Origin of the sequence: Cupriavidus sp. WKF15, assembly GCF_029278605.1 — a bacterium.
GTDB lineage: Bacteria > Pseudomonadota > Gammaproteobacteria > Burkholderiales > Burkholderiaceae > Cupriavidus.
This window is the reverse complement of record NZ_CP119572.1, coordinates 1,368,424-1,389,242: the sequence shown is the minus strand read 5'-3', so window position 1 is coordinate 1,389,242 and position 20,819 is coordinate 1,368,424. Positions and strand designations below refer to the sequence as shown.

The following is a 20,819-nucleotide window of genomic DNA, read 5'->3' as shown; positions in this document are numbered from 1 at the left end:
TTGCTTGCGCCGGACTGGCCGGCACGGCAAGGTCTTGCTTAGACTTGCTCGCCCACGACAGCGACGGTCACGTCGACCACCACGTCGGTGTGCAGCGCAACGCTGACCGGGTGGTCGCCCACCGTCTTCAGCGGGCCGTTCGGCAGACGAACCTGGGCCTTCTCGACCTTGAAGCCTTGGGTGCCCAGGGCAACGGCGATGTCGGCGTTGGTCACGGAACCGAACAGGCGGCCGTCCACACCCGACTTCTGGGAGATCTGGACGGTCTGGCCGTTCAGCTTCTCGCCTTCGGCTTGCGCAGCGGCCAGCTTCTCGGCAGCGGCCTTTTCCAGCTCGGCACGCTTCACTTCGAATTCCTGGATCGCGGTTTGCGTGGCGCGGCGGGCCTTCTTGCTCGGGATCAGGAAGTTACGGGCGTAACCATCCTTCACCTTGACGATGTCACCCAGGTTACCCAGGTTGATCACTTTTTCCAGCAGAATAACTTGCATCGTGTTCTCTCCTTTACGGACCTATGGCCTGGACTATCAGTTCTTGTGCAGGTCGGTGTACGGCATCAGCGCCAGGAAGCGGGCGCGCTTGATGGCCGTATCCAGCTGACGCTGATAGTGAGCCTTGGTACCGGTCAGGCGAGCCGGCGTGATCTTGCCGTTGTCGCCGATGAAGTCCTTCAGGGTGTCCAGATCCTTGTAGTCGATCTGTTCCACGCCAGCCACGGTGAAGCGGCAGAAGCGCTTGCGCTTGAACAGCGGGTTCTGTTGCTGGAAGCGCTTCTTGTTCTTGTTGTCACGTTTGATGAATGCCATGATTCAATCCTTTACGAATGCTTTACATCCGGTGATGTGAAAGACGAGGGCCTTGCTGTTGCGGTGCTTGCGGGTCAGGAATCCTTCGCAGTCGAGCAGCGTGCCGAGCGGCAACCGCTCCAGACGCTGGCCAACCGGGCCGATTCCCATCGCTGCAATGGCAAACTCGACCTGCCTCGGTGTTTCCGCCTCGATCGCCTCGCCGCTGTACTGCAGGATGCAGTTCACGACGGGCACACCGGCCGGGGTATACCTGAGGGCATCGCGTTCCGCCAGTGTGGCGGCTAGCCGAAGCTGGTTCAACGCGTGGCCCCTTGCAGTGTGTTGCCCATGCTGCCGTGGTCAGACTTGCCGGCCACGACTGGCACCGCAGCCCGCACTCAGGCGGCCTGGCCTTCGGTGGTCGTTTGCGCGGCCTTGCGGGCTTCTTCGCGCTGCACTTCCTTCATCATCGGCGAAGGAGCGGTTTCGGCCTTCTTCGTCTGCACGATCAGGTGACGCAGCACGGCGTCATTGAACTTGAAGGCGTGTTCCAGCTCGGCCAGGGTTTCCTTGCCGCACTCGATGTTGACGCAAACGTAGTGAGCCTTGGCCAGCTTCTGGATCATGTAAGCCATCTGGCGACGGCCCCAGTCTTCCACGCGGTGAACCTGGCCGCCTTGCGACGTCACGAGCGACTTGTAACGCTCGATCATGGCCGGCACTTGCTCGCTCTGGTCCGGATGGACGATGAAAACGATTTCGTAATGACGCATTGACGCTCCTTTTGGGATGAGCCACCCGGGCGTCACGTCCGGTGTGGCAAGGTTGAATAGCCTTAAATTATAGCTCGACTGTTGACAATCGCGCAACCGCGCTCACGCCGCCGCGAATAGCGCCTGGAGCCGGTCCGGCGCAGCGGCCAGCCCCGGGTCCTGCGCCAGGGCCAGCAACAGCAGCACCCTGGCCTTATAGGGATTCAGGTCGGCAGCGGAAAGGAAAACGCCACCATCCGGGTCGGCAACTGGCGGAATCGCCACATGCCCCGCCCCTGTACGCGAACTCCGCACCACGGCGACACCGGCCGCCGCGGCATCCCTGAGCGCTGCGATCAGTGTCTCGTGCACCGACCCATTGCCCGCCGCCGCCACGATCAGGCCACGCACACCCGCGGCCACCATCGCGTCCACCGCGATGCGGCCGGGCTGCGCGTAGCTCGCGATGATCTCGACATCCGGCCAACGGGCCGGCACCAGCAAGGCAGCCGCTATGGCGTGCGCAGGCTTGCGCGCCAGCCGCACCAGTTCATCCTGCACAAAGCCCAGCGGACCGGTCACTGGCGATACAAAGGCATCCACCGACGAGGTATGCGCCTTGGTCACGTCGCGCGCCGCATGAACCTGCTGGTTCAGCACCACCAGCACGCCCTTGCCGCGCGCATCCGGATGGCCAGCGACGCGCACGGCATCGAGCAGATTGAGCGGACCATCGGCCGACAGCGACGTCGACGGCCGCATGGCCGCAGTCAGCACCACCGGCACCGGGCATGCCTGCGTCAGGTGCAGGAACATCGCCGTCTCTTCGAGCGTGTCCGTGCCATGCGTGATGACGATGCCGGCCACATCCGGCTGCGCCGACCAGTGCCGCACGCGCTCCGCGAGCGTCGACCAGAGCGAGAACACCATGTCCTTGCTGTCGACCTGCGCCACCTGTTCGGCCTCGACCCTGGCCACCGACTGCAACGCCGGCACTGCCGCCAGCAGCGTTGTCACGGGTACCGTCGCAGCCTGATAGCGCGCGCTGCTGGCCGGGTTGGTCGAGGCGCCGGCAATGGTGCCGCCGGTGGCAAGGACCACGATGCGGGGAAGCTGGGACATGGTCGGGATGCAGGAAGCTGAGGTCCGGCGATTGTACCCGCGGCATGCGGGCAAATCGGAAGTCGAGCAGACACTTCTGAAATTCTGCTTGCGCTTGCGCCGATACTGTATAAAATCACAGCATACTGTTTAAACATACAGTGCCCGCCTGGCTGGCAGCGGTATCGCACCGGGGCACTCATCACGGAACGCTTCCATGGCGACCCTGACACCCCGGCAGCAGCAGATTTTCGACCTGATCCGCAACACGATCCGCGGCACGGGCTTCCCGCCTACGCGCGCCGAGATCGCTGCGGAGTTCGGCTTCTCGTCGCCCAATGCCGCAGAAGAGCACCTGCGGGCGCTGGCGCGCAAGGGCGTGATCGAACTGACGCCGGGCGCATCGCGCGGCATCCGGCTCAAGGTAGCGCGCAGCGATTCCGAATCCCCTGACCAGTTTTCGCTGCCGGTGTCCGGCATCATGCAGCTGACGCTGCCGCTCGTGGGCCGCGTCGCCGCCGGCAGCCCGATCCTCGCCGCCGAGCATATCGACCGCCAGTACCAGGTCGATGCCACTGTCTTCGACGAGCGTCCCGACTACCTGCTGCGCGTGCGCGGCCTGAGCATGCGCGACGCCGGCATCCTCGACGGCGACCTGCTGGCCGTGCGCAAGGCCAGCGAGGCGCCCAACGGCAAGATCGTCGTGGCCCGCCTAGGCGACGACGTCACCGTCAAGCGCCTGCAGCGCCGAGGCGGCACGATCGAGCTGATCGCGGAAAACCCGGATTTTCCGAACATCGTGGTCACACCCGGACGCGAGGAATTTTCACTCGAAGGCATCGCCGTCGGGTTGATCCGCTCCTCGGGCTTCTGACCAGCGCGGCCAGCCGCGCGCTGGCCGCCCTCCTCCTTGCAGTGCCGACGCCGCCCGCATGACGGGTGTTGACCCCGCTTTTGCCAATCGAGAGGTGTAGCCATGCCGCAAATCGAACACATTGCAGCCGCCCGTCAGCCCGTCAAGCCGGTGCCGTTCCGGCAGTCGAAGGGCGTCCGCATCTACCAGGGCGCGCAGCGCCGCACCATGGTTGGCAGCATGGCAGCCATCTGCCGGATGCTGGAACTGGCCGAGCCGACCAAGCTCCTGGCCTGAGTCCCGCCGGCAAGAACCGGCAGGGGTCGTCATCCGGCCCTTGAATGGCGGATTCATCGAGAATTGCATATTCCGCAAATCTCATCTTCATTTGTTTTATCTGCGACATCTTTCCATCGAGGGTGCCAGCTTCTAGCCTTCAGTTAGCAGGCACAGCGTGCCCCGGCGCCGTCGCAGAACGGCCCAACCGCAGCATGGCACGCCATTGAACCGGGCCGGCTCGCGCGCATTGCCGCCGCCGGCCGCCAGCCTAGCGTTGCCGGGGTAATTGCGAACGCCAGCGACGGTGCCGGTGCCGGTGCCGTCAGCGAATCGGCATGGGGGGCATCATGGCCGCCATCGAAACGCCTTGCGCCAGGACTTTGCGTCGCGGCGACCCGCTCGGTGCGGCATAGCCCTGCCTTGACGACGGACCGCCCATGCCGCGCAACTATTCCGAACTGGAGATCGTGATCGGCACGGATGCCGCAGGCGGATATGAAGCCGAGGCCAGGCACCGCGTGCCCGAAGGCGATGTGATCACCCCACGCGTGCCGATGCCGCTTGCGCCCGACGACCCCGCGGTGCGCGACGCGGATCCGCAGGTGTGCGGCCGCGCACTGGCCGCCGCCCTGTTCGCCGCGCCACCGCTGCGCGACGCCTTCGTCCTCGCGCAGGCATCGGCCAACGAACGCCACCTGGACCTGCGCGTGCGCCTGCGCATCGGCGTCGACGCGCGCGCATTGCACGCGCTGCCATGGGAAACGCTCTACGACCCCGCAGGCGAGCACGCGTTGTTCATCACCCAGCGCTGCTTCTTTTCGCGCTACCTGTTTGCGCGCGAAATGCGCCTGCCGCGACTGCGCGCACGGAGCGACGTAAGCGCGCTCGTGGTGGTGGCGAACCCAAGCGGACTGGGCTCCGAACTGAAGCCGATCGATGCCGCCGGGGAAGCCGCGCGCACCGTCGCCGCGCTGGCGCCGATTCCCGCGAAGGCCCTGGCGGAACCCGGCCACGCCACGATCGACCGTATCTTCGCGGCACTGCAGGAAGGCGCGGATGTGTTCTGCCTCGTGTGCCACGGCGCGCTCGTGGACGACCAGCCCATGCTGTGGCTCGAACAGGCCGACGGCAGCCGTGACCTGGTGAGCGGCAGCGTGCTGGTGAACCGCATCGGCACCCTCGAGCGTCCGCCGAGCCTGGTGGTGTTGTGTTCTTGCCAGAGCGCCGGCGCCGGCGCCGCGCGCAGCGCCAGCACGCTGATGGCCCTGGGACCGCTCCTTGCCCAGGCCGGCGTGCCGGCGGTCCTGGCCATGCAGGGCAGTATCGGCATGGCCACCATGAACGCCTTCCTGCCGCGGTTCTTTGCCGAGCTGCGCGAACACGGCGAGGTGGATCGTGCCGCCGGCGTGGCGCGCGCGGCGGTCAGCGAGTACCCGGACTGGTGGATGCCCGCGGTGTTCACGCGGTTGGACAGCGGCCGCATCTTCTACCCGCCCGGTTTTGCGCCCGATGAAGGCGATGGCGGCGACGCCTGGCGCGCCGTCATCGAGAACATCCGCCACGGCGAGACCACGCCGATCCTCGGGCCCGCGATGAGCGAAGCCATGTTCGGCTCGCGCCTGCAGCTCGCCCAGACCTGGGCCGAGGCCTACCACTTCCCGATGGCCCCGCACGAGCGCGACGAATTGCCGCAAGTCGCCCAGTACCTGGCGGTCTCGCAGCAGGGCGTATTCCCGCGCCGCCTGTTCTACAAGTTCGCGTACCAGCATATCGTCCAGCAATACCGCGACCTGCTGACCCCCGAACTGCTTGCGCTGAAGAACGAGGACGTCATCGCGGAGCTTGGCAATGTGGTCAGTGCCGTCGGCCGCGCACAGCGCGACCGCGAGCCGCAAAGCCCCTACCGCGCCATGGCGCGGCTGAAGCTGCCGGTCTACCTGAGCACCGACCCGAGCGACCTGCTGGCCGATGCGCTGCGCGAGAGCGGCGCCGACCCGAGCGTGCGGCTGTGCCGCTGGAACCGCCAGGCCGAAGCCTGCGACGATGCGCTGGCCGAAGGCCGCAAGCGCGCCGCGCCGACCGCGCAGGCGCCAATGGTGCTCAAGCTCTTCGGCGACCTGCGCGAACCTGGCTCGCTCGTGCTGACCGAAGACCAGTACTTCGACTACCTCACCAGCGTGTCGGTCAACCGCAATGCGATTCCGCTCGCGGTGCGGGCGCGCCTGAACGACAGCGCCCTGCTCTTTGTCGGCTTCGACGTACAGTCGTGGGAATTCCGCATCCTGTTCCGCAGCATCCTGAACCTGGAAGGCGCCGACCTGCGCCAGGAATACCAGCACCTGTCGGCGCAGCTCGACCCCAACAGCATCGTTGACCCGGTGAGCGCGCGCCGCTACCTCGAACGCTATTTCCAGGACAAGGCCAGGCTCAAGCTGTACTGGGGCGATGTCGGCATGTTCACCGCAGAGCTGTTGCAGCGCATGGAGTCCTGACATGGCGCACGCGAGTCCCGGCCCCTACATCGGCCCGACGCCGCTTGGCGAAACCGATCCGATCTTCGGGCGCGATGCCGAGATCGAGGAGCTGCGCGACCGCCTCATCGCCGACCGCATCGTGCTGCTGTACTCGCCATCGGGCGCGGGCAAGACGTCGCTGATCGAAGCCGGCCTGCGCCCGCGCCTGGCCGACCGCTTCGACGTATTGCCGACCGCGCGCGTCAGCGCGCCCTATGGCGGCGTCAACCGCTACGTCTCGAGCGTGCTGCATGGCTGGGCCGCGCGGTCCGGCGTGAAGCCGCGCGAGAACGACACGCTGCTCTCGTACCTGTCGCGCATGCCGGGTCCGCCCTCAGACGCAAAGCCACGGCGGCTGATGATCGTACTGGACCAGTTCGAGGAGATCTTCACGCTGGACAGCGACGACGTCGCACAGAAGCGAGAGTTCTTCAGCCAGCTTGGCGACGTACTCGACCTCGGCCCGAGCCCGGTCTGGGCACTGGTGTCGATGCGCGAGGAGTATTTCTCTTGGCTCGATGCCTACCGGGACCTGGTACCGACAAGGCTCAACAACACCATGCGCATCGACCTGCTGACGCGCGAGCAGGCCCTGCAAGCCCTGACAGGCCCCGCCGCGGCCGTTGGCGTGGACTTCCGCGAAGACGCCGCGCAACGGCTGGTGCATGACCTCGCGCAGATCCGCACGCGCGATTCGAACGGGCAGGCGGTCATGCGCGAAGGCCGCTTTGTCGAGCCGGTCCAATTGCAGGTGGTGGGCCTGAGCCTGTGGCGCCAGTGCTTCGGCGACGCCGGCACGCCGCCGGCGGGTGCCGCCATCACGCTCGACCAGGTACAGCGGCTCGACGCCGGCGCAGCGCTGGCGACATACTGCAACCTGGCCCTGGACGCCGCGGCGCCAACCCGCGCGCGCCAGCGCGTAGTGCGCGAATGGATCGAGAGCCGCCTGATCACGGCCGCCAACATGCGCGCGCAGGCTACGCTTGAGGCGGGCGTGCGCGCGGCGCCAACCGCGGCGGAACTAGGCGTGCTGCAGCAATACCACCTGGTGCGCGCGCAGAGCCGGCAGGATGCCCAATGGTATGAACTCACGCACGACCGGCTGACCGAGCCGCTGCGCACCAGCAATGCCCAATGGCGGGCGCAGTACCTGCCGCACTGGAAACAGCTTGCGCGCGCGTGGGCGCTTTCGGGCGAGAACCCCGGCGTATTCGGCAAGCTCACTTCCACGGAAGAGCTCGACGATACCTTGCTCGAACCGGAAGACATGCACAGCGAAGCCGAGAACCGCTTCCTGGCTGCATACCAGCGCCACCGCGAATCGCGTGCCCGTGCGCGCAAGTGGCGCATCCTCGGTTATGCGCTGGGCCTGGTCACGCTGGTCTTCCTGATCGGCTTCGTGCTGTCAGCCTGGCAGTTGCGCTCGACCAAGCAGGAACTTGCGCGCCAGAACGCGTTGTTTTCCTTGCTCAATTCCCGCCCGGCACCGGACGCGGCATTGCTGGCGGCGGTCGAAGGCACGCGTGGCCAGCACGGGCACGACCGCCCCGCCAATGCCTTCGACTTCCGCCGCCCGCTGCTTGGCACGCTGCACCGCGCGCGCCATATCGAAGCCTACCTGGCCCGCGCGGATGGCCGCATGACTGAAGTCCAGGCCGATGCCACGCACCGCGCCACGGCGCGCCTGGATTCTGGACGCTGGGAAATAGAGATCGCGGAGCTGACGCCAGGAGGCCGCCGCGCCAGCCTCGACGAAACGCAACTGCGCAACCAGCATCCGCAGGGCGTGCGGGCGTTCGCGCTGGCGGGCGCGGGCACGCTTGCCACCGGCGGACAGGACGGCGGCGTGGCCCTGTGGAGCATCGCGCAGCCGGGCCGGGCCACCCGGCTCGTACTGCCACGCGGTGCCCGCCCCGAAAGCGGATGGGGCCCCGTTTCCGCCCTCGCCAGCGATGGCCATCGGCTCGTGGCCGGCTACGAGGGCGGCCGTGTGGTCATATGGGACCTGGCCCGCGCGGGCGGCAACTGGCAGCAGCCGGTCGCGGCCGGCCGCCTGCACGCCATGCGCGTGACCGGGCTGGCACTTTTCGACAACGGCCGCCAGCTCGCGACCGTATCGCGCGATGGCAAGGCACGGCTCTGGCGGCTGCCGGAGGATTCGGCCCCCGGGCCGGAGCAGCTCACGGGCCCGGCACAGGAACTGCCGTCCCCTCCGGGGAACACCGACTGGTTCTCGGGGTACCACAGCGTGGCTGTCAGCCTTGACGGCAGCCTGGTCGTGGCCGGCACGCGCAGCGGCCGCATCGATGTCTGGCGCGCGGCGGATGGAGGGCGCTGGCCGCGCCCGCTGTCCGGGCATGACGATGCCGTCGTGCGACTGGTATTCACGGACGCGCGGCAACTGCTGTCAGGCGGGTGGGATGGCCGTGTCATCAAATGGCAGCTTGACCCGGAGGGCATGCAGGTCGTGCGCAACGAGTTGATCGACCTGCCGACACAGATCACCGGGCTGGCGCCAGGCGGACGCCAGCAACTGCTGGTCTCGACCGAACAGGGCGAGCTGCTGCAAATGCGCGCGGACACGCCGCGCAACCCGGTCGCACGCATTGTGGCGCGCAAGCAGGACAACGTCCCCCCGCAACTGCTGGCGCTGGGCGGCAGCGCTCCTTCGCAAGCCGCGGCCAGTGACGGCCAGGGCCTGACAATGCTCCAGTCCGAAGGCGCACAACTCGCCGTGCATCGCCTGCCCGGGCAGTTCGAGGCGCCCGTCACCGCGCTGGCATGGGCGCGCGGCGCGCAGCGCCTGGCGCTGGCCGATGCCGGCGGCAGCGTGTGGATCCTCGGCACGGACGGCGGCGGCATCGCCCTGCCCGAAGCCAAGGCCGGCAGCCAGGCCCGCCTCGCGCTCAGCCCGGGCGCCGACCTGCTTGCGATCCGCTCCGGCGACGCCGGCAATGGCCGCCGCCTGCAAATCTGGCGCATCCGCCCGGCAGGCAATGCTGGCGCCGCACCGCCTTGCCAGTTGTCCCTGCCTGACGATCTGGCCCGCGCCACCAATGCGGTGTTCCGCCCGGGCAGCAGCGAGCTGGCCGTGTCCGACGATGACCGGCTCAGCCTGTGGCGCATCGACACATCCGGCCGCGACTGCGCCAGCGCACGGGCCACGCAGGTGCTCCAGTTCCAGGAACTGCCACGCGGCCAGATTACGAGCCTGGCCTTCAACCGCCGGGGCGATACGCTGGTCGCTGGCAACTACCTCGGCAAGGTATTCCGGCTGGCGCTCGGGGAAGCGCCATCGGATCCCGCCAGGACAGCGGGCGCGCCCGTCCTCCTCAAGCAGGACGCGTCCGGGGTCATTACCTCGCTGGCCGTTCCCGATGCGCCGTTCGTCGTGGCCGGCGACGACCACGGCAACCTGTTCCTGCTCGACAGCCACGCCGACCGTCCGCTGCCGATTCCCCAAGCGCTCTACCACGACCCGCGCCAGCCCGTCGCCCAGCTTTCCGTCAGCGACGACGGACGCTGGCTCTATGCCGCCGGCACCGAAGTCGCGGCAGTCTGGGATCTCGACCTTGACGCGTGGCGCCGCCAGGCCTGCGCGATCGTCGGCGGCGGCTTCACGGCGCGGCAGAAGGCCGATTACTTCAAGGCCGACACGCCACAGCCGGATGCCTGCGAATCGCACTGATCCCGGCACTGACACAAGAGGAGATCCGCCATGCCGTTCCAGACCATCGCCGCCACCGGCACCACGTACGCCCTGATCGCACTGGACACCGACGGCAACGAGCGCAGCGACGACCCGGACGCCGCCGGCGGCCAAGCCGGACGCTTGTCCGACCGGCTGCTGGCCCAGTGGCACGATGGCCCCGCGCCGACCGACATCTTCCTGTGGAGCCACGGCTGGCAAGGCGACCTCCCGGCCGCGCGCAGCCAGTACGACCGCTGGATCGGCGCATTCAGCGCCTGCGCCGTGGATGAACAGGAAACGCGCACGCTGCGGCCCGGCTTTGCACTGGCCCATATCGGCGTGCACTGGCCAAGCCTGCCATGGGGCGACGAAGAAATGGGGGATGCCGCCAGCTTCGCCGCCTCCGCGCCCATGGGCAGGGACGCGATGATCGACGCCTACGCGCAGCGCCTTGGCGACACGCCAGCGGTGCGCGAGGCGCTCGCCGTCATCGTCGAAGCCGCACGCACCGGAGCCGATGCGGCACGGCTGCCGGCCGAGGTGCGGCAGGCTTACCTCAGGCTGGACGAAGCGCTCGCATTGGGCACAGGCGGCGCCGATGGCGATGCCGGCGCCGACCGCCTGCCGTTCGACCCCGACGCGTCGTTCGCCGAGGCCAGCCAGCTCGGCGCCGCCTACGGCGCGCCTTCGCTTGGAGGCATCCTTGCCCCGCTACGCCAGCTTTCGTTCTGGACCATGAAGAAGCGCGCGCAGACCGTAGGCGAACAAGGCGTCCACGCGCTCGTCAACCGCCTGTTCGACACCCTGCCGGACGCGCGCTTGCACCTGATGGGCCACAGCTTCGGCTGCATCGTCATGTCGGCCGCACTGGGCGGGCCCGGCGGCACGGCCGCATTGCGCCGGCCGGTGGATTCTTGCGTGCTCGTGCAAGGCGCGATGTCGCTATGGGCCTATGCCCCGTCGATTCCGGTGCGGCCGGACTCGGCGGGCTATTGCCATCACCTGCTGCCGGACGGCAAGCTGCGCGGGCCACTGGTGGTCACGCGCTCGCGGCACGACACTGCCGTGTGCGAGCTTTATCCGTGGGCCGCGGGCGTCGCGGGACAGGTGGCGTTCGATGCGGCAACGACTTATCCCACGTTCGGCGCGATCGGCGCGTTCGGCATCCAGGGCGTGGACGCCGCGGCCGACATCGCCATGCTCGACATCGACGGGCGCTACGCCATGCCCGGCGGGCGCGTGCTGAACGTCGAGGCCAGCGCCTATATCTGCCACAAGTCCGGCATCTCGGGGGCGCACAACGACATCAGCGGGCCGCAGGTCGCGCACCTGATCTGGCAGGCCGCGCAGGCAAGCGCCACGGAGGCCCCATGAGCGGCGCGCCCTTGCCGCCCTTGCCGCCCTTGCCGATTGCGCTGGGCGTACATGCCGACACCGGACGGCCGCTGCCGGACCTCGACAAAACCGGCATCGACGCCTTCTGCGCGCGCGAGCAGGCCGGCCGCGGCGCCCGCGAGCGCGCCGCGGAGCGGGCGCGCCAGGCCGATACGTATGCGGTCATGGGCGACGTGGACGCCGACAATCTCTCGGAAGCCGGCTGGGGCCTGCTGTTTGCCGCGGACACCGATCCGGCGCCTTACCTAGAAGCCTTGTCACCGCTGATCGACAGACGGCGCGCGCAGGCGGGCGACATCAAGATATTCCACGGCCCCGAAGGTTGCCTGCCCGGCGACACCGCCTCGAGCTGGCTCGCGCGGCACAAGGTATCGCTGAACGTCGTCGACCCCGCGCTGGGCGTGCCGTATTACCTGGTCCTCGTCGGCCCGCCCGGCAAGATTCCGTTCTCGTTCCAGTACACGCTGGACCTCTACTGGGCAGTTGGCCGGCTGGATTTTGCCGAGCTGGAAGACTATCGGCGCTATGCCGACAGCATCGTCGCTTATGAAAGCGCCACGACCGTGCCATCGCGCCGCAGCGTCGCCCTCTTCGCCACCTGCCACGACTTCGACCGCGCCACGCAGATGCTGACGCGCCAGCTCGCCACCCCGCTCGCCGCGGGCAATGAGCAGACCAGGCCGCTCGGTGAGCGGCAAGGCTTTGCCATGCGCGCCGTGCTGGGCGATGCGGCTACCAAGGCCGCGCTGACCGGCCTGTTGCGCGGCGACGGACCGGACGGCGCACCAGCCATCTTGCTGACCGGATCACACGGCATGTGCCTGCGCGCCGACGACAGCCGGATTGCCGATATACAGGGCGCGCTGGTCTGCCAGGACTGGCCTGGCTATGGCGCCATCGATGCCGGCCACTGGTTCGCCGCCAGTGACATCCCCGCCGACGCCCGGTGCCATGGACTGATTCACTTCTGCTTTGCATGCTTCGGCGCGGGTTCGCCCGAACTGGACAACTTCAGCGCGCCCGGCGGAAACAGCAACCGCATCGCCCCATGCCCATTCACGGCCCGCCTGCCTCAGCGCCTGCTTGCCCACCCGCATGGCGGCGCGCTGGCCGTTCTTGGCCACGTCGACCGGGCCTGGGCCTACAGCTTCCAGTCCGAGCGCGCGGATCCGCAAACCCAGGGCTTTCGCGACGTGGCGGGCAGCCTGCTGCGCGGCCAGCGCGTGGGCCAGGCCACCGACCGCTTCAATATCCGCTGGGCTGCGCTCAGTACCGAGCTCGCCGACCTGCTGCGCGATCGCAGCGCGGGTGCGGAGGTTTCAGAAGCGGAAATCGCATTGCGATGGATCGCACGCGACGATGCGCGCAACTACGTGGTACTGGGAGACCCGGCGGCGCGGTTGCGGGTGCGCGAAATGGAGGGATAGTGCCGCGGCTACGGCGGCTAATCGTTGGCGTCGCCGGAGATTTGATCGATTTCATGCCTGGCGGCGGCATAGGCTGCATCGATCGCGCCACCTTCCGATGCCGCGAGCGCGCCGGCGTTATGTCGATGCCCGTGCCCGCGGATGACAAACGACCAGTCCCACTGCCCGCCTGGCGCCTTGATCGCCTGAATCGAGATTTCCCGGGTCTTGTATCGAAATTCCATGGCCGCCTCCTGTTGTCCAGTCCATCGTAGCAGGAAGCTGGAGCACTCAGATAGACAATGGCTGTGGCTTTACCTTCTTCCCCAGGACGGCCATTACGATCAGCCCGAGGGACGGAGTAAAGATCATCGAGAAAGCGAGCCAGATTGCAACGGAGCGCCCCAGTATGTGCGCCAGCAGGCCAATCGCAAAAGAACAAAGCAACCAGAAGGCAACGGCAAGCATGATGGTGATGGAAGCTAGTTTGTTACCTGTCCAGTATGGAAAACCAACGCCATTCCATTTGATCCCAAGTGACATCCGCTTTGCGATTCGGGACAGTCGGGATAAACCCCAAGCGCGCATGGGGCATGGTGAGTCGCTCACGTGGCATTCGTTCCGCCCCATGCGATCTGCGCGGGAGAAAGGCTCGGGCTCGTTGTCCGCCCCTGAGGGCTTTCCGAAAGTGAATCTCAGGTACTTCAACTTCTGTTTGCTTGTCGGACAGCGACCGATACCGACGTGGTCTTCCCGCGCCGAAACTGTCTCCACGGACTACCACAGGAGATCGCCATGGCCAGCAAGAACATCCACGTCGTCCCTACCTACAATGGCTGGGCGGTTCAGCTCGAAGGTGGTTCCGGAAACGAGCAGCGTTTCACCTGTCAGCAACATGCCATCGCCACTGGGATCGAAAAGGCAAAACGGGCAAAGGTCGAACTGCTGATCCACGGCCGGGATGGACAGATTCACGAGAGGAACTCGTTTGGCCAGGAAACGCCCGATCTAAAGGGGTAATGGCTGGGCCAGTTCGGGCAGAAAGCCGAACCAGCCACCATGACTATCTAAGCACTGCCAGCGAGAGGCCGCTAGGGGTCCGTTTGAAATTCCCGGCGCGATAAGGTTGTGGCGAACCCGATGGCCGACGAAGACACGCTGCCACCCTAGTACCTCAGGCCGCCCTGCCATCTATCTCTGTCACCATCGTACCGATGGTCGTCCCAGTCTCGATAACCATGATCGTGCTCATGGTATCGACCGTCCTCCCTGTAGTATCCATGGTGCTCTTCCCGGTCGGGCGCTACCACGCAGCCACTCAGCAATGCCGTAAAAGTGGCAAGCAACACAAGAATGGTTTTCATAAGGCACTCCCCTGTCTGATCCTCGTCTGTTTCCAGCTTATGCATTGGATTTCCGGCGGGATGTAGGACGCGGAGTTCTGCCGTGGCAGGCGCATTCCTACAGCAAACCTTTGCGCGGTGGCCCCCGTTCGAGCGACCCATCGGCCAGTTGATCCTATTAGGGGACTCGGGCCGGCAAGAACTCGCCTCACTGCCCGGGGAGACCGTGATACGATGGCTCGCGGCATGGCATGGCCGTATCTTTGTCAGATGAATCGCTGGGATGAGGTGGCTGTGGTGGATGACCAGACGCCGTTCGGCGTTGTGTTCGAGGACTTCCGGTTGATATGGGTAGCGGAGCGCCTGCAGGACGGAAAATGGACGGCGCGCTACTGCTGGCACCCAGGTACGACCGAGGCTGCGGGCAAGGCGCTCCAGGAGAATGTGCTAAACGGCAAATCGCGCCGGCTTCTGGGTCAGTACGACAGCGAGGCTGAGACCATTGAAGCCATCAAGCAGGCAGTGTTGCTGGAGGCGAAGTGGTCGCCTCGCAAGTGACGAAGTCAGCCCCGAAAAAATTTTGTGCGGGATACTAGCCATATCGGAAAGTTACTTATATAATCTTGGTTTTCGTCGATCAGCGCTTCGCTGATGACCTCTACGGTGGCTGTAGCTCAGTTGGTAGAGTCCAGGATTGTGATTCCTGTCGTCGTGGGTTCGAGTCCCATCAGCCACCCCAAGAATTTTTTTAAAAACAGCCACTTATTCAAGTGGCTGTTTTTATTTTTGGGGCGATCTTTCCAGTATTTATCTCCGCCATGTTCCTCGGCGGGAATACTCGGCATCCAAACACCGTTGGCCACATTATTCGCGCCTTAGACCCACGCAGAAATCCTGGTTCGGCAAGCATATCGGGGAAGAAGATATGCTTTACACAGCCCCTACTGATGCAGGGTTCTAAGGGCGAGCCCACTCACCGATACTTTTACGCGAGGGACATTGACCCCCCTCGACCTTCCCATCAGGCGGTCTCCGGAAGAGCCGCCTGCTTTTTTTGCGATGGACCAGCCCTGACATGGAACCCATGGGCGGGATCGCCTGACAAACCTGCCGTGCAGCAATGAGGAGCGCGGTATGAAGCAGATATTCGGGATGGCGGTGGCGGCCTTGCTGGCAATGACGATGGCCGCATGCGCGGGTAGCGGCACAGAAGGCAGCGGCTCAGGCATTACCACCTATGGCACGATCGACGTAGGCATCAGCCACACAGGCAAATAGCTGTTGCGCTGAGGAACTCTATCGAGACAACTCGATCCACTCTCCTGCTCGGAGAACGCAAAAAAAAGAGCCCGCAGCGCGGACTCCAACTTTTGCGATCTCAAATGCCCTGAAGGCCGTTGCACTGTAGTTGGCATCCAGGACTTGCGCCATTCGGGTTAACCGAAGTCGCGGCCGGGCAACTCAAAAAAACAGCCCGCAATGCGGGCTGAATAATCAGTTGAAGAAAGCCCTGTATTCGAGGGCAGGCACAGTGTAAGAAAGTGCCTGCCCTCGGCTAATTAGGGGAATCCCTTTCCTGGCGCGGGTTTCGGGAAGATCGTTGGCAGTAAGTGCCGCACGCGCTACCTGCATTCCCCCATGCATGGATTCGCCACTCGGAATTAGAGCATTTATTCTACGACGCTCCTGGCGCTATCCACGGTAATCGCCTATGCGGCTGCGCGATGCGCAGGCTCCGCCGGGTCCGTGGAGCGCAGATGCGAACGCGCTTCTTCGAAAAGCGCATCGACGTCAGTTTGCGTACGGGCTCCGGACATCCGCTTGGCGTCAGACAGCACGCGCCGCCAGCCACGACCACCCGCGACGCCACGGTAGAGACCCAGCATGTGGCGAGTCACCGCGCCCATGTAGCCGCCGCGCTCCACCAAATCACCGATAAAGCGCTGCATGGCAAGCTCCACCTCCAGCCGCGACCGGACCGGTGCCTCAGCGTCACCGTAGAAACGGCGGTCCATTTCAGCGAGCACATAAGGCTGGTGATAGGCCTCCCGTCCAATCATCACCCCGTCGACGTGCTCCAGGTGGATCGCCATTTCGTCATAGGTGACGATGCCACCGTTGATCAGGATCTCCAGCTGCGGGAAATCCTTTTTCAGTTGGTAGGCCACTTCATAACGCAGCGGTGGAACCTCGCGGTTCTCCTTCGGGCTCAGGCCTTTCAGGATCGCATTGCGCGCGTGCACAATAAATGTCTCGCAGCCAGCCTGCGCCACGGTGCCGACAAAATCACGGACAAAATCATAGTGTTCGACCTTGTCGATGCCGATGCGGTGCTTGACGGTCACCGGGATCGACACGGCATCGCGCATGGCTTTCACGCAGTCCGCCACGAGTTGCGGCTCCGCCATCAGGCAAGCGCCAAATGCACCACGCTGCACGCGCTCGGACGGGCAGCCGCAATTCAGGTTGATCTCCGCATAGCCCCACTGCTGGCCGAGGCGCGCAGCGACAGCAAGGTCCGCCGGCTCGCTGCCACCCAATTGCAGGGCCACGGGATGCTCTGTGGCGTCGAAGTCCAGATGTCTGGGCACGTCTCCATGCAGCAGCGCGCCGGTCGTCACCATCTCCGTGTACAGCCAGGTATGGCGGCTTAGTTGGCGATGGAACATTCGACAATTGCGATCGGTCCAGTCCATCATCGGTGCAACCGAGATGCGGCGTGGGCTTGGCTTCATGGAGTTATTGACTTGTCTGCAGGACGGTTGCAACCGGCACAGCGGTGCATCACTCGCCCATGTGCCGGCCCAGGCAGAGTTCTGCGGGCACCGGCATCGGTCTACGCGGGAAAGGACAACAGTATAGGCCACAGCGCGCGTTTGCGCTGCGACCCGTGCCCCGCGAGACGGTTGTCGCCTCAGCGGGCGGCGGCGTTCCGCTCGATCCAGGCGGCGTAGGTCGTCAGGTATTTGCCTAGAAATCCGCGCGTCGATTCGTTCGCGATACCACCCTGCTCGTCGAACAGCTTGTCCGCTCCACCGATATAGGCTTCCGGCTGTTGCAGGACCGGCACGTTCAGGAACACGAGCGACTGGCGCAGGTGATGATTGGCACCAAAGCCGCCAACGGCACCGGGGGAAGCGCTGATGACACCTCCGGGCTTGCCGTCCCATACACTGCTGCCATACGGGCGAGACCCGACATCAATGGCATTCTTCATTGGCGCCGGCACGGAACGGTTGTACTCGGGCGTCACGAAGAGCACGGCATCGGCGCGGCGGATACGGTCCCGGAAAGCGGTCCATTCGGGAGGCGGGCTGCCGTCCAGGTCCTGGTTGTACAACTGCAGGTTGCCGATCTCGACGATCTCCAGCTTCAGCGGCTGCGGCGCCAGCGCGATCAGCGCCTTGGCCAGCTTCCGGTTGAACGACTCCTTGCGCAGGCTTCCCACCAGTACAGCGACATCTCGAGGATTGCTCATCACGACTCCTTCAACTGTGTGGTTCGAGTGAAGCGGAACGGCTCTGGCCTCCATGGATCACTTGGCATGCCCGGCGCCGAACCAGCCCTCACTCTACCCGAGCCCGGAGAGCCGCGTGGCGCACCCCGCTTACTTGCCGAGGCTTGCCAGAGGATGGTTTTCCGCACGCCACGGGCTGTCGAAGAATGACATCACTTTCTCGCGGCCCACTTCGTCGATGCGCGCATCCTGCCAGCGCGGCTGGTGGTCCTTGTCAATCGCCAGTGCGCGGATGCCTTCCACGCCGTCGCCCTTGCGGAACACGTAGTGCATCATGTCGAGCTCCATTCGCAGCTCATCGTCCAGCGACATCGTGCGCGCTCGACGGATCTGCTCCAGCGACACATGAAGCATCAATGGCGAGCGGCTGCGCAGCATGGCCGCGGTGTGGGCGGCCCACTCGCCCGGCGCATCGCTGATCGCGGCGAGGATGTCCACTACGGTGTCGCCGGCGAAGATGCTATCGATCTCCACCGACAGGTTCGCAAGCTGGCTTTGTGCCGGCACGCAGGCGTCGCGATGCTGCTGTGTGAAGGTGGCGATATGGTCAAGCACGGCCTGGCCGTTGTCGAACGCGCGCGCGCGCAGATCGCTCGCGACCTCGGCCAGCACATTGGCAGGGAGGAAGGCGTCAGCCAGTCCGGCATACAGTGCGTCGGCCGCGTGCATCGCCGTCCCGGTCAGGCCCAGGTATTCGCCGATGCGGCCCGGCGTGCGCGCCAGGAACCAACCGCCGCCCACGTCCGGGAACAGCCCGATATTGGTTTCGGGCATGGCCATCCTGGTGCGGTCGGTGACGATGCGCAGGCGCGCACCTTGCGAAATGCCCATGCCTCCGCCCATGACCACGCCATCCATCAGCGCAATATACGGCTTGGCGTAGCGGTGGATCAGGAAGTTGAGGGCATATTCCTCGACAAAGAACTGATCGAGCAGCGGATCGCCCTCGTGCGCAGCCTTATGGAAATAGCGGATGTCACCACCGGCGCAGAAGGCCTTGCCGCCGGCACCGCTCACCACGACCGCCACCACTTCCGGCGCATCGGCCCATGCCTGCAGTGCCTCGGTCATGGCACGGATCATTTCCAGCGACAGCGCATTAAGCGCCTGCGGCCGGTTCAGTGTCAGGTAGCCGATGCCACCCTGGACTTCTGTCGTGACGAAGTCAGTCATGATGCTCTCCTACGCAAATGCAACCCGCGATTCTACGCCGATCACCCGCGCAGAAGCGCAGGCGCGGGCGGCATCCGCACACGCCTGCGTGCCCTCACGGCATCATGAAAGCCTGAACGTCGACACCAGCGCCATCAGTCGTTGCGCCTGGTCCTGCAGCGATGCCGCAGCGGCGGCGGCCTGTTCCACCAGCGCTGCGTTCTGCTGTGTCATCCCATCCATGTGGGACACGGCCAGGTTCACCTGCTCGATGCCATTGGACTGTTCGTCCGACGCCGCGCTGATGTCGCGGACGATCGCACCGACCCGCCGCACGGCATCGACAATGTCCTGCATGGCGCGTCCCGCGTCGTCCACCATGCCGGCACCCTCGCGCACATTGGCCACCGATGCACCGATCAGCCCGCGGATTTCCTTGGATGCTCCCGCGCAGCGCTGCGCGAGGTCTCGCACGTCGCCCGCCACCACCGCGAAGCCGCGGCCGTGTTCTCCCGCGCGCGCGGCCTCCACCGCGGCATTCAGGGCAAGGATATTGGTCTGGAAGGCGATCTTCTCGATCACGTCGATGATGTCGACGATCCTGCCCGAACTCGCATCGATGGACTGCATCGTATGCACGACGCGCGCCACCGCTTCGCTACCTCGCTCGGCAAGTATGGTGGCGTCCTTGGCCAGGGTAGCCGCCTCGCGCGCGCTGTCGGCGTTCTGGCGAACCGTGCCGGTCAGTTCTTCCATGCTCGACGCGGTTTCCTCCAGCGACGCGGCCTGCTGCTCGGTGCGCTGCGACAGGTCCGCATTGCCGCTGGCGATCTGCCGGCTGGCCGCGGCAATCGAATCCGCACCGCCGCTCACCTGGCCCACCATGGCGACAAGGCTCGACTGCATACGACCCAGCATGCCCAGCATCCGGCTGGTTTCGCTGCGTGCCCGCTCGTCTGCCATCACGGCGTCATCACTCCCCTTCGCGCTAAGGTCGCCACCGGCCATCCGCTCAAAGCGAGCCATGGCAAAGTCCAGCGGCCTGACGATGGACTGGCGCAATCGCCATGCGACGGCAGTACTGAACGCCAACCCCGCCACCAGCACCACGACCGACCAGGCCAGAAGCGTGCCGTAGCGCTGCTGCGACGCCTCATAGACCTGACGCGCACTGGCTAACTGCGCACGATTGAGTTCGCCACTGGCAGCGGTAAAGGCAATGTCGAGCTTCGGGATCGTTTCGAGCACCGCCGTCATCATCGCCTCGCGATCGCCCGCGTTCAGTGCCGCGACCATCGGTGCGATGCCCTGCGAAAACAGCGCATCGCGCTTGGCCGACACGTCCTGCGCCAGCATCGCTTCCGCCGGTGCACGCTGCAAAGCCAGGTACGCCTTCCACGCGCTCTCCGAATTCCTGGCAAAGCCCTGTGCGGTCTCGGCGCGCGCTCGCGCATCGGCAGGATCCTTGGCAAGGGTCGCCTGGTCCAGCAGCACACGCACCAGCAGTTGGTTGGAGCGTGCTTCGGCCAGATGCATCGCGGCGGTCAGCTGATGCTCGTAGATCTCGCGCGTGGCGTCATTGCTGCGCGCCATGCCGATCATGCCGACCGCACCGACAATCAGCAGAAGGATATTGGTGACGACAATCAGGAACCACAACCTGGCTCCGATAGTAGTGTTGCGAAACATGGGCTCTCCCGGGGTAAAGGGACGGCCCAGCGGGCCGCCCTGCTGGTCTACGGCGCGGCAACCCGTTCCTTGACCCTCACGCGGCGACACACAGAACTGACTATTTTGTCGTCGTCCGGCAACGTGGTCCCGAGACCTGGAGGAATCCCTCCTGGCAATTTAGCGCGGCCCGTGCACACTGGCCGCATGCACACCGAATCGCTCGCATCAGGCATCGGATACCTTCTTTCTCTGGCTGATGGTGCGCACCGTGTACACCTGGAGCTACCAGCACGGGCTGCGGGCGGTGCCCGAGACGGCGTGGTCATTCGCACTTGCTGTTGCTGCAGGACACGCCCGC

Annotated in this window: 20 protein-coding genes, 1 tRNA gene and 1 pseudogene; 11 read left to right on the top strand and 11 right to left on the bottom strand. The window is 65.5% G+C overall.

The window, feature by feature from the left end:
• Positions 1 to 38: 38 nt before the first annotated feature.
• The 5 genes from rplI to CupriaWKF_RS06585 form a co-directional block, all read right to left on the bottom strand.
• Entirely contained in the window at positions 39 to 491 is a 453-nt protein-coding gene (gene rplI, locus CupriaWKF_RS06605; protein WP_276100179.1) for a 50S ribosomal protein L9, read from the bottom strand.
• Positions 492 to 527: 36 nt separating this feature from the next.
• A complete protein-coding gene (rpsR, locus tag CupriaWKF_RS06600) occupies positions 528 to 806 on the bottom strand; it encodes a 30S ribosomal protein S18 (RefSeq protein WP_011298166.1) in 279 nt (92 codons plus the stop codon).
• A 3-nt stretch (positions 807 to 809) separates the two neighbouring features.
• Entirely contained in the window at positions 810 to 1,109 is a 300-nt protein-coding gene (gene priB, locus CupriaWKF_RS06595; RefSeq protein WP_276100178.1) for a primosomal replication protein N, read from the bottom strand.
• A 77-nt stretch (positions 1,110 to 1,186) separates the two neighbouring features.
• The gene (gene rpsF / locus CupriaWKF_RS06590; RefSeq protein WP_011298168.1) at positions 1,187 to 1,561 is read right to left on the bottom strand and encodes a 30S ribosomal protein S6; all 375 of its coding nucleotides are present in this window, start codon (positions 1,559 to 1,561) and stop codon (positions 1,187 to 1,189) included.
• A 102-nt stretch (positions 1,562 to 1,663) separates the two neighbouring features.
• Complete coding sequence (locus CupriaWKF_RS06585; protein ID WP_276100177.1) at positions 1,664 to 2,662, bottom strand: asparaginase; 999 nt, start codon at positions 2,660 to 2,662, stop codon at positions 1,664 to 1,666.
• Between the two features lie 196 nt (positions 2,663 to 2,858).
• Here CupriaWKF_RS06585 and lexA point away from each other — a divergent pair, with 196 nt between their 5' ends.
• The 6 genes from lexA to CupriaWKF_RS06555 all read left to right on the top strand — a co-directional run bounded on the left by lexA (position 2,859) and on the right by CupriaWKF_RS06555 (position 12,799).
• A complete protein-coding gene (lexA, locus tag CupriaWKF_RS06580) occupies positions 2,859 to 3,515 on the top strand; it encodes a transcriptional repressor LexA (protein ID WP_276100176.1) in 657 nt (218 codons plus the stop codon).
• Between the two features lie 102 nt (positions 3,516 to 3,617).
• Entirely contained in the window at positions 3,618 to 3,791 is a 174-nt protein-coding gene (locus CupriaWKF_RS06575; RefSeq protein ID WP_276100175.1) for a hypothetical protein, read from the top strand.
• 419 nt (positions 3,792 to 4,210) lie between these two features.
• Positions 4,211 to 6,265 (top strand): CHAT domain-containing protein, encoded by a 2,055-nt coding sequence (locus CupriaWKF_RS06570; protein WP_276100174.1) that lies wholly within the window; start codon positions 4,211 to 4,213, stop codon positions 6,263 to 6,265.
• 1 nt (position 6,266) lies between these two features.
• Positions 6,267 to 9,974 carry a hypothetical protein gene (locus CupriaWKF_RS06565; RefSeq protein WP_276100173.1) on the top strand — a complete coding sequence of 1,236 codons (3,708 nt, stop codon included), beginning with the start codon at positions 6,267 to 6,269 and terminating at the stop codon, positions 9,972 to 9,974.
• Between the two features lie 30 nt (positions 9,975 to 10,004).
• Complete coding sequence (locus tag CupriaWKF_RS06560; protein ID WP_276100172.1) at positions 10,005 to 11,351, top strand: hypothetical protein; 1,347 nt, start codon at positions 10,005 to 10,007, stop codon at positions 11,349 to 11,351.
• On the top strand, positions 11,348 to 12,799 hold the full coding sequence (locus tag CupriaWKF_RS06555) for a C25 family cysteine peptidase (RefSeq protein ID WP_276100171.1): 1,452 nt from the start codon (positions 11,348 to 11,350) through the stop codon (positions 12,797 to 12,799). Before CupriaWKF_RS06560 ends, CupriaWKF_RS06555 begins: the two co-directional genes overlap by 4 nt.
• Positions 12,800 to 12,816: 17 nt before the next feature.
• Here CupriaWKF_RS06555 and CupriaWKF_RS06550 read toward each other — a convergent pair whose 3' ends face one another.
• Positions 12,817 to 13,023, bottom strand: a complete 207-nt coding sequence (locus tag CupriaWKF_RS06550) for a hypothetical protein (RefSeq protein WP_276100170.1) — start codon at positions 13,021 to 13,023, stop codon at positions 12,817 to 12,819.
• Positions 13,024 to 13,069: 46 nt separating this feature from the next.
• Positions 13,070 to 13,321 carry a hypothetical protein gene (locus tag CupriaWKF_RS06545; RefSeq protein ID WP_276100169.1) on the bottom strand — a complete coding sequence of 84 codons (252 nt, stop codon included), beginning with the start codon at positions 13,319 to 13,321 and terminating at the stop codon, positions 13,070 to 13,072.
• A gap of 252 nt (positions 13,322 to 13,573) precedes the next feature.
• Here CupriaWKF_RS06545 and CupriaWKF_RS06540 point away from each other — a divergent pair, with 252 nt between their 5' ends.
• From CupriaWKF_RS06540 to CupriaWKF_RS06525, 4 genes are all read left to right on the top strand, one after another.
• Positions 13,574 to 13,798: a DUF2188 domain-containing protein gene (locus CupriaWKF_RS06540; protein ID WP_276100168.1), complete on the top strand. Its 225-nt coding sequence runs from the start codon at positions 13,574 to 13,576 to the stop codon at positions 13,796 to 13,798.
• Between the two features lie 593 nt (positions 13,799 to 14,391).
• Positions 14,392 to 14,679: a hypothetical protein gene (locus CupriaWKF_RS06535; RefSeq protein ID WP_276100693.1), complete on the top strand. Its 288-nt coding sequence runs from the start codon at positions 14,392 to 14,394 to the stop codon at positions 14,677 to 14,679.
• Between the two features lie 105 nt (positions 14,680 to 14,784).
• Positions 14,785 to 14,860 (top strand) — tRNA-His (locus tag CupriaWKF_RS06530).
• A gap of 395 nt (positions 14,861 to 15,255) precedes the next feature.
• The gene (locus CupriaWKF_RS06525; RefSeq protein WP_276100167.1) at positions 15,256 to 15,399 is read left to right on the top strand and encodes a hypothetical protein; all 144 of its coding nucleotides are present in this window, start codon (positions 15,256 to 15,258) and stop codon (positions 15,397 to 15,399) included.
• A gap of 431 nt (positions 15,400 to 15,830) precedes the next feature.
• Here the strand turns inward: CupriaWKF_RS06525 and dusA are convergent, their stop codons facing one another.
• From dusA to CupriaWKF_RS06505, 4 genes are all read right to left on the bottom strand, one after another.
• Positions 15,831 to 16,856, bottom strand: coding sequence for a tRNA dihydrouridine(20/20a) synthase DusA (gene dusA, locus CupriaWKF_RS06520; RefSeq protein ID WP_276100166.1), 1,026 nt, complete (start codon positions 16,854 to 16,856; stop codon positions 15,831 to 15,833).
• A 179-nt stretch (positions 16,857 to 17,035) separates the two neighbouring features.
• On the bottom strand, positions 17,036 to 17,599 hold the full coding sequence (locus CupriaWKF_RS06515; RefSeq protein WP_276100165.1) for an NAD(P)H-dependent oxidoreductase: 564 nt from the start codon (positions 17,597 to 17,599) through the stop codon (positions 17,036 to 17,038).
• A gap of 129 nt (positions 17,600 to 17,728) precedes the next feature.
• A complete protein-coding gene (locus tag CupriaWKF_RS06510; protein ID WP_276100164.1) occupies positions 17,729 to 18,811 on the bottom strand; it encodes an enoyl-CoA hydratase/isomerase family protein in 1,083 nt (360 codons plus the stop codon).
• A 102-nt stretch (positions 18,812 to 18,913) separates the two neighbouring features.
• On the bottom strand, positions 18,914 to 20,479 hold the full coding sequence (locus tag CupriaWKF_RS06505; protein WP_276100163.1) for a methyl-accepting chemotaxis protein: 1,566 nt from the start codon (positions 20,477 to 20,479) through the stop codon (positions 18,914 to 18,916).
• A 205-nt stretch (positions 20,480 to 20,684) separates the two neighbouring features.
• Here CupriaWKF_RS06505 and CupriaWKF_RS06500 point away from each other — a divergent pair.
• Positions 20,685 to 20,801 (top strand): annotated as a pseudogene (locus CupriaWKF_RS06500) (sterol desaturase family protein); the annotation flags it as partial.
• Between the last annotated feature and the right edge of the window lie 18 nt (positions 20,802 to 20,819).